Here is a 14,482-nt window from a genome sequence, read left to right on the forward strand (position 1 = left end):
ACATAAAGGAGAGAATGTGTATGAAGAAAATATGGGGAAAGGGACTTAGCGTATTATTACTAAGTTTACTATTTATAACGGGCTGCCAATCAGCAGGCGACAATTCTTCTGAAGACGGTGCAAATGCTGAAGAAGAACATAATCATAGTCATGAGGTAGAGATTGGAGATGCACCAGAAAATATAAAAGTTGAAGGAGTATCTGATCATTATCATACGGGTGATTTAATTAAATTAACTGCAGAGCTAGAAGAAGATAGTGAATTTGATCATTGGCATTGGTACACAAGAAATTCATCTGATGATGAGTGGGAAGCAGTACCTGAATTAGATGATAATAAATTTTTTGGCGATGCGGAAACGAACGGCCAACAAATTATAGCAGTAATGTTTAATGATGATCACGAACCATATGCTCAATCAGAAGTTATAGAAGTGGTAATTGATGATCACGGACATGGACATAGTCATGCTCATGATGAAGAATCTCAACAAATTTATGATGGTTATTTTGAAGATGAACAAGTGGAAGATCGTACTTTAGGAGACTGGGAAGGCGATTGGCAATCTGTATACCCTTTACATCAAAACGGTACACTTGATGAAGTTTATGCACACAAAGCTGAAGAAAGTGATGACATGACAGCAGAAGAATACAAAGCGTATTATGAAACTGGTTATGTAACAGACGTTCATAGAATTGTGATTGATGGTAATGAAGTTACTTTCTTTGAAGAAGAGGAAGAAAAAACTGGTGAGTACCAATATGATGGTTATGAAATCCTCAATTATGAAGCAGGAAATCGTGGAGTAAGATTTATATTTAAGCTAGAGGAAGAGACGGAAGGCTTACCAACTTACATTCAATTTAGTGATCATTCGATATTCCCAACAGACTCTGGACATTACCATCTTTATTGGGGAGATGACAGACAAGCCTTGTTAGAAGAAGTGGAACACTGGCCAACATACTATCCATCTGAAATGAGTGAAGAAGATATCGTTCATGAGATGATTGCGCACTAATATGTTTATAAGTAGAGAATCCGATATTTATTGGGTTCTCTTTTTTTATATGAAAATATTAAAAGGAATAAAGGATATAAATATAGAAATAATACTATAGAAATATTCCTAGATAGGGAAACTTTAAGTTTGGATATTACAGCACTGTTAAGCGGGATTAATATAGAAGGAGTAATTGAAATGAAAATTTCTAAAAAAGTTGGTATTACAAGTTGGATTCTCACTTGTATGTATTTTGTACTTGAACCTTTTTTTGTGATGTCTTCTATCGCTCCGTATAATGTGATGGATCATGCAATGAGTGATTTGGGAGTCACGAGTTGTGGTGAATATACTTATTCTCTAGCAGCGTATGATATTTGTTCTCCTCATCATTTTTGGATGAATGTATTATTTATTGTTAATGGAATTACATTTTCAATAGGAATAGTATATCTTTCTCAACAACTAGAACGTAATAGAAAGAACCTGATAGGTACTATTTGTTTATTATTACTGGCAATAGGAAATATTTTTTCTGGATTTATTCCTGCAGATGTAAATTTATTTTGGCATTCTATTTTTGCACAGCTGGGAATGGTGACTTTTTTAATTGGGTTATGGTTATTTGGGAAGTTATTAGTAAGAGGAAAATGGTGGACGTATGGCATACTGGTTTCCCTCGTAGTTTTAGTGATTTTTATTTTACTTCTTATCTTTATCCCGTTACCAGCAGGACTACTACAACGTATGTTTTATGCTATAACATTTCTGTGGGGAACTGTCTTAGCAATTATCTTATCCGATCACAAGGGTGCATATAGATGATTGTTTAATAGTTTCTCAAAACTTTATTTTAAAAAAGGAGTGATTACAATGAAACAGACTTCAATAAAAAAAGGTGATTGAAAAGTAGAGAGTTTCTTTTTCGTCTTCTTTTCAATCAATCGTTAGGATAATGAAATTTTAATGAAAAGAGGATATTCATGTATAAAGACCAAGAATTAACAATACGCCCAATTCAAGAAAAAGATTTGAAGCGTCTATGGGAGTTAATTTATAAAGAAGATAACCCAGAGTGGAAGCAATGGGATGCTCCATATTTCTCTCATGAAAGTATGTCTTACGAACATTTCTTGAAAGAAGCTGAATCATGGATCGATGCTAAATCTAGATGGGTCGTATGTGTGAATAATGATGTCCATGGTACCGTTTCTTATTATTATGAAGATGAACAAAAGAATTGGCTAGAGATGGGTATTATCTTTTATGAAGGCAATAATTGGGGGAAGGGTTATGGAACAACAGCTTTAAAATTATGGGTAAACCATATATTTACTCAGTTGCCAGTTGTTCGAGTTGGATTAACTACATGGTCGGGAAATAAGAGGATGATTCGTGTTGCTGAAAAGTTAGGAATGACGATGGAAGGAAGGATTCGTAACGTACGTTATTATAATGGAGAGTATTACGACTCTATACGTATGGGGATTTTACGAGAAGAGTGGAACGAGCAATAATACAAAAGAGGAGACTCATGCAATAGAGTCTCCTTTTTCGTAAATCTAGTTGTTATCTGTGGTAATAGAAAATAATGATTTATCTTCTATTTTATGCGTTATTATCATCAATAACATCCCGAATAAGATCATTCCGGCTGCAACAAATGTGATTTGTGAAAAGGAAAATCCTGAATTTAATAGTAGACTTCCCAAGGTTGCTCCAATAGAATTTGCCAGATTAAATACAGAAGCGGCTATGGTACCAGATAGAGCTGGTGCTTCTGTAGCAGCTAGGATAATCTTTGAATTTAGAATTGGAGTGGTTCCAAAAGTACCTGCTCCAAAGAGAAAACATGCAACATAAGCGAGAAATGGCACAGATAATAAAAATGTAAATAAAAATAGCACGGCACCAAGTGCTGCTAAGGTAAAGATTAAACGCTCAGTTAATTTAGATGGCTGAATCCTTCCTGATACAAAGTTGCCAATAACTGCTCCTAAGCCAAATAAAAACAGTCCGATTGTGACACCTGTCACGCCAAAACCAGCAAGTTCTCTTAACATAGGTTCCTTAAACGTATATGCAGTGAAGACACCTGAAAAACCAAAGACAATAACCGCAATGATCATTAATACATTTTTATTTTTTAATACGGTTAATTCTTTTCTAAGTTTCGGTTGTACTGCTGGCTTAATGTTAGGTGTAACTATAATTAAACCAATTAAGGTAATCGCACCTAATAAGGCAATGATCCAAAAAACAAGTCTCCAATCAAAATACCCTCCAACAAACGAGCCGAATGGAACACCTAGCATTACAGCGATGGTTAACCCACCTTGAACTGCAGCAATGGCACTCGTTCTTTTTTCTGGTTTAGAAATTTCAACAGCAAGACTCATGGTTAAACCGAAAAAAGGTGCATGCATGGTCGCTGATAGCAATCTTGATAGTAGTAGCACGTCAAAATTTGGAGCTAGTGCTGCGACGATATTACTTATAATAAATATAGATATTAAACCAATTAATAAGGGTTTTGGTGAGTACTTTACTGTAATCATCCGTAAGATAGGACCGAATACAGCAACGCTGATAGCATAAATACTTAATAGAAGTCCGGTAGTGGACACTGAAACATCTAGGTCTGTAGCGAATTGTGTTAGTAATCCAGTAACAACATATTCTGTCATTCCTATCGCGAATGTACCAATCATGAAGATAGCTAGAATGGTATTTCGAGAGAATTTCTCTGTCATATAATCTCCCCTCTATGTTTAAAAAATACATAATGAATATAATATGACAGAACTATTTTGATGTCTAGCATAAAATCTTAATCAATATAGAATTATTACTTCATTTTCCTCTTGGACTTCAATACAAAAAGGAGTAGAATATACTAAGTTGGCAAAGTGAAATTACATTACATAGTGAAGGTGAGAAATATGAAAGAAAAATTCAAAGCATATCGATTTCCTATTATTTTACTGGCATCGATCATTATTGGAAGTATCATAGGGATTGTATTTGGTGAAGATGCGACAATTATCAAACCACTTGGGGATTTATTTATTAATTTGTTATTTATGATTGTAATACCATTAGTTTTCTTCACCATATCATCAGCGATTGCTGCTATGGATAGTATGAAACGTCTTGGTAAAATTATGGGCTCGATGATTACAGTTTTTGTAGTTACAGGAATAATTGCGTCTGTGTTTATGTTAGTTGCTACAGTTATTTTTGAACCGGGTTCTGGTGTAAATATTCCATTAGATACACCAGAAAATGTGGAAGAACAAAACCTATCAGAACAATTGGTTAATACGTTTACAGTACCAGATTTTGTTGATTTATTCTCCCGTGACAACATGTTAGCGCTCATTGTTTTTTCTGTATTAATTGGGGTAGCGACTGGCCTAACTGGAGAAAAAGGAAGACCATTCGCTACGTTTTTAACTAGTGCATCTGAAGTATTTATGAGAATCATAAAACTTGTGATGTACTATGCTCCAATCGGTCTAGGAGCATACTTTGCAGCACTTGTAGGAGAGTTTGGGGCGGAATTGATAGGTGATTATGCAAAAGCAATCATCATTTACTACCCGGTTTCGGTCCTATACTTTGCAATTGGATTTACCTTATATGCATTTCTTGCTGGTGGTAAGAAGGGAGTTACTCGTTTTTGGAAAAATATCTTAGCTCCTGCAGCAACCTCACTTGGTACTGGAAGTAGCATCGCTGCGCTACCTGTGAACTTACAAGCGGCGAAGCGTATTGGCGTTCCTAAAGATGTTCGCGAAACGGTGCTTCCTTTAGGAGCAACGATTCATATGGATGGGTCATGTCTATCGGCAATGCTTAAAATTGCCTTTGTTTTTGGGGTATTTAATATGGATTTCTCCGGATTTGACACTTTTCTAACTGCTATTGGAATTTGTTTATTGTCTGGTATTGTTATGAGCGGGATTCCAGGCGGAGGGTTTATGGGAGAGATGATGATCATTACACTGTATGGATTGCCAATGGAAGCTCTACCCATCATAACCGCTATTGGAGTAGTTGTTGACCCACCTGCAACAATGATTAACGTTACTGGTGACACTGTTTCAAGTATGTTAGTAACCAGAAAAATTGAAGGTAAAGATTGGATGGAATCAAGCGAAAACCTGACCTAAGAGTAAAAAAATGATTGATAAATCAAATGAGTAAAAATTATCTTTACATTATATTCCATTATTGGTAAGCTTGGGTTGTTAGTAAATGACATCTAAATAGAATTTTTTCACACTAGGGGAGCTATGGTAAATAGCTGAGATGAACATCGGACCGTTTAGACCCTTTGTACTCGAACAGGATAATGCCTGCGTGAGGAAGTGTGGTCAATAGGCATACGTATGTTGACTGCATTCTCTCATGATGAATGTGGTCTTTTTTGTTTGTCTAAAGTGAAGAGATTCGCTAAGGAGGAACTATTTTTGCGAGAAAAATGGGCGTTTTTAGAAAACACTCCACAAGATGCAGCAATTAATATGGCGCTAGATGAAGCTTTGTTGCATTGGCATCAAAAAGGTGAAATTCCACCAACATTGCGATTTTATCGATGGAATAAACCAACACTCTCTATAGGATATTTCCAAAAGGTAGATGGAAAGATTGATCTTCAAGGAATTAAAAAGCATCAATGTCAATTGGTAAGAAGAATGACTGGTGGAAGTGCTGTCTTGCATGATGATGAATTGACCTACAGTATTGTCATTTCAGAGAAGCATGAAAAAGTTGCCTCATCAATTCGACAAGCTTATTTCGATTTATCCAAAGGTATAGTAAGAGCTTATCAATTGCTAGGGATTGAAGTGGATCATGCTCATGAGCCATCCTCTAAAGGTCGAAGCAATATATGTTTTGAGCAACCTGCATTTTATGAATTAGTTGCAAAGGGCAAGAAGATTTCTGGAAATGCACAAATAAGGAAAAGAGGCATACTTCTTCAACATGGATCAATTCCTTTATCGATGAATGTGGAGATGCTATTTGATTTATTTCAATTTCCTGCAGACCAAATGAAAGAAAGAAAAAAGCAAAGATTCTATGAAAGAGCGACTACCATTAATGCAGAATTAGGAGAAAAGCAATCCTATGAAAGGGTGCGTAATGCTTTTCAACAAGGTTTTTCAGAAATTTTAAATATCGAATTAGAGCCAATAACGTTGACAGAAGAACAGTGGAAAGAAGTGTACCAGATTGCCGAATCAAATTATTCAGAGAATAATATAAAAGGAGCTGTTTCACATGTCTAATCAACAAACGCATGTACGTAAGCCAGATTGGTTAAAAACAAGAATTAATACGAACAAATCGTATCGAAATTTAAAAAAGTTGATGCGTGATAATCGGTTAAACACGGTTTGTGAAGAAGCGCGCTGTCCAAACTTACATGAATGCTGGAGCGAACGAAAAACAGCTACTTTTATGATTTTAGGAGATACATGTACAAGAGGTTGCCGGTTCTGTGCAGTAAAAACAGGGTTACCAAATGAACTAGATTGGGGAGAACCAGAACGTGTGGCTGATTCTGTCACCGTAATGGGGTTAAAACATGTGGTAGTAACAGCAGTGGCGAGAGATGATTTAAATGATGGCGGTGCAGCAGTGTTTGCGGAAACTGTCCGAGCTATTCGTAGAAAGAATCCTGGTTGTACTATTGAAATTTTGCCTTCGGATATGAAAGGAGATTATGAAAGTCTCCATACATTAATGGATAGTGGACCAGATATTTTTAATCATAATATTGAAACCGTACGAAGACTTACAAAACGAGTGCGAGCAAGAGCTATGTACGATCGTTCTTTAGAGTTACTACGACGGGTAAAAGAGATAGCTCCTAATACACCGACGAAATCAAGTATCATGGTTGGCCTTGGAGAAGAAAAAGATGAGATTATTCAGGCGATGGATGATTTATTAGCGCATAATGTGGATATTGTTACACTTGGCCAATATTTACAGCCAACGAAAAAGCATCTAGAGGTAGTACGCTATTACCATCCAGATGAATTTGAAGAATTGAAAAATATCGCCCTAGAAAAAGGCTTTTCTCATTGTGAATCTGGTCCATTAGTTCGTTCCTCATACCATGCGGATGAACAAGTTTCTAATGCAGCAGCTCAACGAAGAATTAAGTATATGAAAGGTGTAGAAAAGCAAGAAAACAGTCAATTGGATTTTAATTTCTAAGTACTAAGAATTTCAGGGTTTAGGACCCAAGAATATACTCAATAGATAAATGGATTTAAGAAATCGTTTCAGAAAATACTGCGCTTACAACACCAACACGAATGGGATGGGAACCCTCGGTTGTTCATACATCGGGGGCCCACCTTGGTCTTCCTCACAAAGGGGGTCCGTATAATTCTAACAAATTTTTCTAATACATTTGCCTTATGAGCAGGATGTACCGACCTCTTATCAGACTAGTTATTAAGAAGCCGGTACAGTTTGGAAACACTATTCATTATCCATTTTGGAATTTTAGTAGGAAAATAAGTTCGATGATAGTATTTTTCGTATCCATTTTTTAAATCTTGCCATTGCGTGCATTGTTTCTCTTGGGAAAAACGAGCGACATCTATAATTTTTATTGATCCTTCTTTTGTAACGATCAGGTTGTGCAAATGAATATCGGAAGGATTTAAACCAACTTCCCTTGCGTATTGCAATCCTTCTTCAACTTGGTGTACATAGTCTGATTCTAATAATATCCCTTCTGCTAAACACTCAAAAAAAGTTTTTCCTTCAATTAAATCCATGACCAAATAGTTAGGTCCGGATTCATAAATGGTTGGATAATAATTACTACCTTCTAGCTTTTCATAGTTATTTTTCTCTTGAATGGCTGTTTCTTCAAAAGGTGGATAAAAAATCTTAATGACTTTATGTTCTCCGTTCACTTTAAACACAACAGCACTTCTGCCCGTTCCATAAATTTGTAGATCGGGGTGATGTTGAAGTACTTTTACTTGCCTGTTTTTATTAATAAATGAAACGGTGGAGACATAGAAGTTGTATCTAGATGATTTCATTATTTCTTATACTTACCTTTCCTTTTTGCTAGTTCCTTTTTTATTATTGGTAGTGCATGTTTTTGAGCTTGTTTCATTCCTTCTTTTACCACTTTAGATTTCAATAGTTTTGTAATCTTAGACATGTAATTACCTCCTTTAAAAGTGTGGCAATAAGTCAAAAAAGAGACCTTTGCCCACTAAATTGAGCAAAGGTCTCGCAAGCAACAATATAATTCGTTGCCAGCAGTGCCGAGGATTTCTCCTGTAATGACGACAGCTGCTATTATGCTACTCCCCTTTGGGATTAATTTCAATGATATTTGAATATATTATATAGGCTTGTTCATATATAAGCAAGTATTAAGCATTGTAAAATGTAAAAACTCTTCTTTCTCAGAATATTTGGCAGTTTGTCTTTGGATAAATTATACTATTCACAGGGAACGAATCATATGACTAACAATATCATAAATGGATAAAGAATCTAATCATATTACACACATATATTATGGTGGTAAGCTTTGTGGATATAGATTAAAAGGATTAATAAAATTATACGGTTGAGTGAAAGGAGAGAGTGTGTGAATCGATCTGTTGAAAGGATATTAAGTACAATTGCAGTTTGTGTCGATGCAGGATTTGCAATTTTCTTAGGGATTTTTGCACTTATAATTAATGTGAATCTTAGAGAGGGCACATCTGTTATTCCTCATGAAGATTTGCCTATGATCTTTTCTATTTTTCTTCATCTATTATGGCTTCCGGCAGTTATGTATTTTATTAGTTTTATATTGGGATTAATAGGTGTTCTAAAATTGAAAGTAAACAGTAAGTTATCCGGTATAATGTTTGTTTCAGCTAGCTGTATGACAGGAGTGTTTATTTTTACTGGATTTGGTATTCATACATTACTGTACATCGTTGCAGGGATTATGTGTTTTGTTAGAAAACCGAAAAATAATATTGCAGTTTAGAACAGGGGGGAGGAGGTGTAATTATGAGACAAATAATTGCTTTAGGAGGTGGGGGTTTTTCTATGGAGCCGGAAAATTTTTTACTAGATAAATACATACTAGATCAATCTAATAATTCGAACCCGAAAGTAATGTTTCTCCCCACTGCTAGCGGAGACGCAGATAATTATATTGAAAGGTTCTATCAGTCATTTCGAAAACTGGAATGCATACCGTCACATTTATCCTTATTTAAACCACCAATGCGAGATATACAAAATTATATTTTAGAAAAAGACATTATTTATGTTGGAGGTGGTAACACAAAAAATATGTTAGCACTTTGGAGAGATTGGGAGATAGTACCTGTTTTAGAAAGAGCTTGGAATTCTGGTATTGTATTGGCGGGGATTAGTGCTGGATCCATCTGTTGGTTTGAAGAGGGAGCAACCGATTCATATGGAGAAGATTTAGAAATGATTAAAGCTCTTGGGTTTTTGAAAGGTAGTAATTGTCCGCATTATGATGGGGAAAAAAATAGAAGACCAATTTATCAATATTTAATTGAGAGTCAACAAATAAAGTCTGGTTATGGGGTGGATGATGGTGTAGCGCTACATTTCGTAGGTACTGACCTTCAATCTATTGTTAGTTCTAGACCAAGCAGCAGTGCCTATAAAGTATTTTTGGAAGATAACAAAGTAATGGAGAAAACATTAAAAGTAAATTATTTAGGGTGAAGAAAAAGGAGAATTTGATGAACTATATGGTAACTTTTAGTGGAATCGGACTGCTTTTGTTATTATTGAAGGAGTTTTCCTTTTAAGAGAAGAGTGGGAAGAGTATTACGATTATACAAATTTTTTAGATTGTCCAAGAAATATTAGATATCAGAGAGCTCTTAATCGTGATTGTTACATTGGTTCCCATGAAGGAAGAATGAAAAAATATAAAAGAAGGTAATGGTTAGCAGAAGATTATTATATGAAACTACAACAACCGAAATCAATTGCTAACAAAGTATTAGATTTATATTAATTCATTACTCGGCAATGTTGCATTTTTTGGAATTAATACCTTCCAAGAATTTAAAGAACCTATCTAAAACATGAGAAGTAAAGCATTCGGAAGAGAACGCTTTACTTCTCATGTTTGCGTTGACTTTGTGAATCATTTTTTGATTTTGTTTTCTTCTTTTCATCTTTTAATTCAATTTTTAAATCTTCCATTGGAACGTCATCTGCAAATTTTTGGTTTTCAAATTCATCTAGCTTAGTACGATTTTCTACTTTTCTTTTCTCATCTTTATCTTTTGGATTATTGTGATCTACCATAGTATCACCTCTACTATTTGATATTCCCTTATAAGAAAAGATAAAACTTAATATTAAATCTGAAAAAAATAATAAAAGTAAGATCCGATAGTTTATGTTGATGGTGTATTTTCGTAAGTTATGGTTAATCGCTGTTCTTTCATATCTTCTACTTGTTCATTGAAATTAGTTACCACTCGGTTGATTTTATAATTTAAAGTAAGGCCAATAGATACGTCATGTAACTGTAGAAGGCGAGACTCACTTTGCAGAGAATCTACAATCTTTCCTTTCTGATCTTCTCCAACAATAACGTCTTCAATAAGTTTATAAAATTGATCATCTTGTTCTTGTATATTATTCACATGTTTTCGTAATGTATCTTTTTTATATGAAAAATCTTCATTACTAAGTATATTCTCAGTAACGGTGATAGAGTGTAATTCACTCATAATTAGATCCTCCCAATTAACTTGAACATATCTGAAACATGATCCTCTGCTTCAAATAAATCTTCAATGGACGTTCGGTACGTCTCAATATGTTTTTTCCCTTTTTCCACGGACTGTCGCATGTAACTAATTTCCTCATCAAGATCAGCTTGTTCTAGAGGAAGAAATGCTTCATGGACATTAATTTGACGAACAGTCTTATTTAAACGTGGAAAGTAAATGTGTTTTCTTAGTAAATCTCTGTATAAGCCAGGACTAGCTTCCATTTCATTTATCTTGGACATTACTTTTTGTTTTTCTTCATTAAATGCGGTTTGGATTTCATCAATCACTGCATTTTCGAGGTTATTAATCATGGTGGATTTCTCTCCAAGAAGGGGAAAGCATTGTTGATACATTCGTAGTGCCGCAGATATATTAATTTGTATGTTTTCTCCTTTACTGGAGGTTAATACCATATCTCTTCCAAGATAAGATTTATTACTACCATTACCATTTATTGAAGAAAGCATTTCTATCAGACTATGACTATCTGTAATTGCTTCTAAGTTGTGGAGGACATTACTATCTTGAATATTTTTAAAGATTTCTGTGAAGTTTTTCCCGTGTTGCATGATTTTTATAATGGTACCAGAATCTGCGCCGAATGTAGCAAATGCATCATTCAAATCTCGTACACTTATATTCCTTTCTATTAATTCTTGAATCTCATTAAGTTCGTGCTGCAAATTACCGAATTCGGTGATTAATGTATCTTGTTGCTTCTTAGTAATATAACCAGCTTCATAGAGCCTTCCGAAAATTAATTCTGAGTTATCTGTTATGATTTTAATCTTTTCGTTTAATATCGGAACATTGTCGTTTAAGTCACGGATGACAGTGTCTACTTCAGAAGGACTCGTAATATACCATTGGAAATAGTCCATTCCGCTACTTTTATCTTCAAATAATGAAGGGTTAACTCCAAGTAATTTCTCAATACCAGCATTCATTCCACCTTGCTCTGCTGCTATCGCGTAATCGATGGCCATTTTTTGAAAACTAACTATGATATCGTCGGGAATATCATCAACTATTTCACGTAAACCAGGAAGGGTTGGATTCGTGTTAATATACTGAACGGATCCTAATGTTAGAAAACCACGTATACCACTTACGGCGTATAGTGGGTCATCTTCAGAAATAAGTTGCGTTATATTTTTTTCTTTGTCACTGTAGTAATCTCTCGCAAAATCGTGAAGTTCTTGAGGTGGGATGTCGTAGATGTCGGCATCTGAAAAAATCGGAAATTCTTTATTGACTTTAATTTGAAAATCTAAGTCAAGGTGATATAACTGATAATAATTGGTTTGTGCTCCGTTAACGCTAAAAATTTCATCAAACGTATCGAAAGCTAAGTGTGCTGTTGTATTGTTGTTATGTGCTAAAGAGTGGGACAAGCCTAAAGTATTTATTTCTCCACTTATTTGGAACGTATTATATGTCTCCAGGACAAATTCTTTAGTTGCATCAGCCTGCTCACTGGATTGTCCTGCAAACATTGCTTTTATATTATATTCCCAATCATGTGAATCTTGTGTCCCTTGAGATATTATATATACTTCTTCTGTTTTACCATTATCAATATATAATGCGGTACCATCATAACTGGATTGATTGACATTTTTATTATTTGATTGGGATGAATGAAATAGAGTAAGATCTCCTTCAAGTAATTCCCCTGTTTCTTCTAAATATATTTTTTTAAAATCTTTTTCAAAGTTATCTTTTGCTTCATTTAAAGAAGTATTTTGTAATGCTTTAGGAGAAAAATGTTTATATTCTAAATCGATTATTCTAGTTTTTAATTCAGGAGTAGATAAAATATTTTCCATTTAACATTACTCCTTTTTACTATTAATTATGTTTATAGATTTAATTTGTTTCATCAATTTTTCTTTTTCGGAATTTGTTTTTTCTGAGCATTGGTTTGCTTCAAGTTTATCGTTACACCTTAACCTTATAGTCAAATTTATTTGACCATGTGTATTCCAAATAAATACTGCGATGATATAAAACTGTTCATCTGGTCTATATTCTGCAATGGATAAATTTGAATTATTGTCCGTTTCAATATCTCTAAATTCTAACTCTCGATCATGACTTTCTGTCATGCGAATCATAGTATACTCAACATTAGGCTCTCCTTTGAAATAGCGTAAACTATAGTTTACAAAAATCTCTTTAGTTTTATCAACATCTGCAAAAGTAATAGTCTCACTTCTATCATCTGGTCCAATATTATGGGTTCTGTTACTGATTACCATATCCTCAGGAAAGTCCATCGTAAAACTCTTTGACTTGGATAAGAAAGGGTAGAAGCCTTCACGAACAGGCTTAGTAGACTGTATAAATTTTCGTGTGAATTCATCTTGAAGGGCTGGAACATCGGGTAAGTCTTCGGCATTCATTTCAGAAGGAGACACATTTTCTTCTGGATCATTATTCATACCACAACCTCCTATAATAAATAAGACAACTAATAATAACCACATATATTTTTTCATGAGGCATACCTCCAACATAGGTCTTAATCTTCATCGTATATAAGTATATAGATTATATACCCTAAATCAATATAAATAAGTAAAAATTATGAAAACAATACAAATGTCGTAAGTATTATTGACTAAAAGAGGTGAAAGTGAAAGGGAGAATCTATTTCAATCAATTTCATAAATAATATATTTGATATAAAATCCAAATATTGTGCTGTTTGATTTCCATTGCAGACGCACGCTTTTTAGCGGGTACGGCCTCAGCTAACTTGAAAAGAAAAACACTTTTCAAGTGGATCTTCAGCTCGTGCTATACCTGTAGGAGTCGCCATCTTTCATTACAATCAAAGTGAAGTTTTCACTACAAAATAATATAATTCTTGTTTTAATTTTAGGGGGTATTAAATAGATTAGGATTCATACTACTCACTCACTTTTATAATCTTCAAATTTTATTGATTTAAATTGTTCAATGATACCATTTTTATGGTTATTTATCTTGCTTTCGCAATTATTTTCGTTCAATTCATTAGTACATTTTATGGTAGAGGTTAATGCTAGTTTCATTATCATTCCATAATAATGAAACTAGCATTAACCTCTTGTCATTTATTTTATACTCTGCAGTATCAAATGTTTTTGTATTGTTACTATCTATATTTTTAAAATTCTATGTCATAACCAGCATTTTGGGAGAGCTGCTCCTTACTATTATCTGGACTTGAGATAGCGTTAAAGTAGTTGAATGTATGACTTATAAAGATATCATTAATTGCTTCTTTATAACCTATAACCAGTGTTTCACTACGGTTATCTGGACCAACGATATGACTTTTTTCGTCTATCACCATATCCTCAGGAAAGTCCATCGTAAAACCATTTGACTTGGATAAGAAAGGGAAGGAGCCTTCACGAACAGGTTCTGTGGATTGTATAAATTCCCGTGTAAACTCATCTTGAAGGGCCGGAACATCAGGTGAGTCTTCGAAGTTCATATCAGAAGGAAGTAAATTTTCTTCTTGATCACCATTGATACCGCAACCTCCTGTAATTAATAGGACAACTAATAACCACAAATATTTTTTCATGAGGTATTCCTCCAACGTAAATCTTAATCTTGTTACCCAGTCCTGAAGTGGGTTTTCAATGGACCTTCATT

At 34.4% G+C, this 14,482-nt stretch carries 16 protein-coding genes and 1 riboswitch; of the genes, 8 read left to right on the forward strand and 8 right to left on the reverse strand.

What is annotated here, in order from left to right; translation table 11 throughout:
- Window positions 1-20: 20 nt before the first annotated feature.
- From OB_RS06705 to OB_RS06715, 3 genes are all read left to right on the forward strand, one after another.
- Window positions 21-1,025: a ZinT family metal-binding protein gene (locus OB_RS06705; RefSeq protein ID WP_011065681.1), complete on the forward strand. Its 1,005-nt coding sequence runs from the start codon at window positions 21-23 to the stop codon at window positions 1,023-1,025.
- Between the two features lie 180 nt (window positions 1,026-1,205).
- On the forward strand, window positions 1,206-1,832 hold the full coding sequence (locus OB_RS06710; protein ID WP_081427537.1) for a DUF998 domain-containing protein: 627 nt from the start codon (window positions 1,206-1,208) through the stop codon (window positions 1,830-1,832).
- 158 nt (window positions 1,833-1,990) lie between these two features.
- Complete coding sequence (locus OB_RS06715) at window positions 1,991-2,524, forward strand: GNAT family N-acetyltransferase (protein WP_011065683.1); 534 nt, start codon at window positions 1,991-1,993, stop codon at window positions 2,522-2,524.
- A gap of 45 nt (window positions 2,525-2,569) precedes the next feature.
- Here OB_RS06715 and OB_RS06720 read toward each other — a convergent pair whose 3' ends face one another.
- Window positions 2,570-3,760 carry an MFS transporter gene (locus OB_RS06720; RefSeq protein ID WP_011065684.1) on the reverse strand — a complete coding sequence of 397 codons (1,191 nt, stop codon included), beginning with the start codon at window positions 3,758-3,760 and terminating at the stop codon, window positions 2,570-2,572.
- Window positions 3,761-3,949: 189 nt separating this feature from the next.
- Here OB_RS06720 and OB_RS06725 point away from each other — a divergent pair, with 189 nt between their 5' ends.
- The 3 genes from OB_RS06725 to lipA all read left to right on the forward strand — a co-directional run bounded on the left by OB_RS06725 (window position 3,950) and on the right by lipA (window position 7,241).
- Window positions 3,950-5,182 carry a dicarboxylate/amino acid:cation symporter gene (locus OB_RS06725; protein ID WP_011065686.1) on the forward strand — a complete coding sequence of 411 codons (1,233 nt, stop codon included), beginning with the start codon at window positions 3,950-3,952 and terminating at the stop codon, window positions 5,180-5,182.
- 104 nt (window positions 5,183-5,286) lie between these two features.
- A riboswitch (TPP riboswitch) is annotated at window positions 5,287-5,396 on the forward strand.
- An 86-nt stretch (window positions 5,397-5,482) separates the two neighbouring features.
- Window positions 5,483-6,304, forward strand: coding sequence for a lipoate--protein ligase family protein (locus OB_RS06730; RefSeq protein ID WP_011065687.1), 822 nt, complete (start codon window positions 5,483-5,485; stop codon window positions 6,302-6,304).
- Window positions 6,297-7,241 (forward strand): lipoyl synthase, encoded by a 945-nt coding sequence (gene lipA, locus OB_RS06735; protein WP_011065688.1) that lies wholly within the window; start codon window positions 6,297-6,299, stop codon window positions 7,239-7,241. The genes OB_RS06730 and lipA overlap by 8 nt, the downstream gene beginning before the upstream one ends.
- A gap of 236 nt (window positions 7,242-7,477) precedes the next feature.
- Here lipA and OB_RS06740 read toward each other — a convergent pair whose 3' ends face one another.
- Window positions 7,478-8,086, reverse strand: a complete 609-nt coding sequence (locus OB_RS06740) for a protein kinase family protein (RefSeq protein WP_011065689.1) — start codon at window positions 8,084-8,086, stop codon at window positions 7,478-7,480.
- A complete protein-coding gene (locus OB_RS18760) occupies window positions 8,086-8,211 on the reverse strand; it encodes a hypothetical protein (RefSeq protein WP_011065690.1) in 126 nt (41 codons plus the stop codon). The genes OB_RS06740 and OB_RS18760 overlap by 1 nt, the downstream gene beginning before the upstream one ends.
- 438 nt (window positions 8,212-8,649) lie before the next feature.
- Between OB_RS18760 and OB_RS06745 the strand changes: the two genes are divergently transcribed.
- The gene (locus OB_RS06745) at window positions 8,650-9,042 is read left to right on the forward strand and encodes a DUF4064 domain-containing protein (RefSeq protein WP_011065691.1); all 393 of its coding nucleotides are present in this window, start codon (window positions 8,650-8,652) and stop codon (window positions 9,040-9,042) included.
- A 23-nt stretch (window positions 9,043-9,065) separates the two neighbouring features.
- The gene (locus tag OB_RS06750; protein ID WP_011065692.1) at window positions 9,066-9,761 is read left to right on the forward strand and encodes a peptidase E; all 696 of its coding nucleotides are present in this window, start codon (window positions 9,066-9,068) and stop codon (window positions 9,759-9,761) included.
- Window positions 9,762-10,160: 399 nt separating this feature from the next.
- Here OB_RS06750 and OB_RS06755 read toward each other — a convergent pair whose 3' ends face one another.
- The 5 genes from OB_RS06755 to OB_RS18120 form a co-directional block, all read right to left on the reverse strand.
- On the reverse strand, window positions 10,161-10,355 hold the full coding sequence (locus OB_RS06755; protein ID WP_011065693.1) for a hypothetical protein: 195 nt from the start codon (window positions 10,353-10,355) through the stop codon (window positions 10,161-10,163).
- Between the two features lie 92 nt (window positions 10,356-10,447).
- Window positions 10,448-10,786 carry a hypothetical protein gene (locus OB_RS06760; protein WP_011065694.1) on the reverse strand — a complete coding sequence of 113 codons (339 nt, stop codon included), beginning with the start codon at window positions 10,784-10,786 and terminating at the stop codon, window positions 10,448-10,450.
- A 2-nt stretch (window positions 10,787-10,788) separates the two neighbouring features.
- A complete protein-coding gene (locus OB_RS06765) occupies window positions 10,789-12,660 on the reverse strand; it encodes a DUF6792 domain-containing protein (protein ID WP_011065695.1) in 1,872 nt (623 codons plus the stop codon).
- 6 nt (window positions 12,661-12,666) lie between these two features.
- On the reverse strand, window positions 12,667-13,332 hold the full coding sequence (locus OB_RS06770) for a hypothetical protein (RefSeq protein ID WP_011065696.1): 666 nt from the start codon (window positions 13,330-13,332) through the stop codon (window positions 12,667-12,669).
- Window positions 13,333-13,985: 653 nt separating this feature from the next.
- Window positions 13,986-14,411, reverse strand: a complete 426-nt coding sequence (locus OB_RS18120; RefSeq protein ID WP_011065697.1) for a hypothetical protein — start codon at window positions 14,409-14,411, stop codon at window positions 13,986-13,988.
- Window positions 14,412-14,482: the final 71 nt, after the last annotated feature.

It is taken from the genome of Oceanobacillus iheyensis HTE831 (assembly GCF_000011245.1).
Classification (GTDB): domain Bacteria; phylum Bacillota; class Bacilli; order Bacillales; family Amphibacillaceae; genus Oceanobacillus; species Oceanobacillus iheyensis.

Coding starts and splice junctions, on each gene's coding strand:
- OB_RS06760 (WP_011065694.1), bottom strand. CDS start 10,786: ATGAGTGAATTACACTCTATCACCGTTACTGAGAATATACTTAGTAAT.
- OB_RS06710 (WP_081427537.1), top strand. CDS start 1,206: ATGAAAATTTCTAAAAAAGTTGGTATTACAAGTTGGATTCTCACTTGT.
- lipA (WP_011065688.1), top strand. CDS start 6,297: ATGTCTAATCAACAAACGCATGTACGTAAGCCAGATTGGTTAAAAACA.
- OB_RS06715 (WP_011065683.1), top strand. CDS start 1,991: ATGTATAAAGACCAAGAATTAACAATACGCCCAATTCAAGAAAAAGAT.
- OB_RS06720 (WP_011065684.1), bottom strand. CDS start 3,760: ATGACAGAGAAATTCTCTCGAAATACCATTCTAGCTATCTTCATGATT.
- OB_RS06740 (WP_011065689.1), bottom strand. CDS start 8,086: ATGAAATCATCTAGATACAACTTCTATGTCTCCACCGTTTCATTTATT.
- OB_RS06705 (WP_011065681.1), top strand. CDS start 21: ATGAAGAAAATATGGGGAAAGGGACTTAGCGTATTATTACTAAGTTTA.
- OB_RS06725 (WP_011065686.1), top strand. CDS start 3,950: ATGAAAGAAAAATTCAAAGCATATCGATTTCCTATTATTTTACTGGCA.
- OB_RS06765 (WP_011065695.1), bottom strand. CDS start 12,660: ATGGAAAATATTTTATCTACTCCTGAATTAAAAACTAGAATAATCGAT.
- OB_RS06770 (WP_011065696.1), bottom strand. CDS start 13,332: ATGAAAAAATATATGTGGTTATTATTAGTTGTCTTATTTATTATAGGA.
- OB_RS06755 (WP_011065693.1), bottom strand. CDS start 10,355: ATGGTAGATCACAATAATCCAAAAGATAAAGATGAGAAAAGAAAAGTA.
- OB_RS18760 (WP_011065690.1), bottom strand. CDS start 8,211: ATGTCTAAGATTACAAAACTATTGAAATCTAAAGTGGTAAAAGAAGGA.
- OB_RS18120 (WP_011065697.1), bottom strand. CDS start 14,411: ATGAAAAAATATTTGTGGTTATTAGTTGTCCTATTAATTACAGGAGGT.
- OB_RS06750 (WP_011065692.1), top strand. CDS start 9,066: ATGAGACAAATAATTGCTTTAGGAGGTGGGGGTTTTTCTATGGAGCCG.